The organism is Streptomyces beijiangensis (assembly GCF_017315755.1).
GTDB classification, from domain to species: domain Bacteria; phylum Actinomycetota; class Actinomycetes; order Streptomycetales; family Streptomycetaceae; genus Streptomyces; species Streptomyces beijiangensis.
In genome coordinates this window covers 1-227 of the sequence record NZ_JAFLRJ010001386.1, presented here as the reverse complement: position 1 = coordinate 227, position 227 = coordinate 1, and the positions used below count along the sequence as shown (strand labels likewise).

Annotated in this window: 1 pseudogene; it reads left to right on the top strand. The window is 73.1% G+C overall.

Going from position 1 to position 227, the window contains the following annotated elements:
• Positions 1-227: pseudogene (locus tag J0695_RS41945) on the top strand (hypothetical protein); the annotation flags it as partial.

Genomic DNA, 227 nt, shown 5'->3' with positions numbered 1-227 from the left:
TGGGCTCGCTGCCGGGTGCCGGCGATGCCGTGGCCTCCGTACGCAAGGCCGTGGACCAGATCTACGGGCACCGCATCATGCGGCGCCGCAGCAACGAGATCACGGCGGAGGCGGCGCTGCGCGGCTCGCGCGGTTCGGCCGCTCTGGCGGGGGCGGACTGGGCGCTCGAAGAGGTACGGCGGCGTACCGACTTCAGCGGCGACTGCCGCCAGATGGAGAGCAGCTGG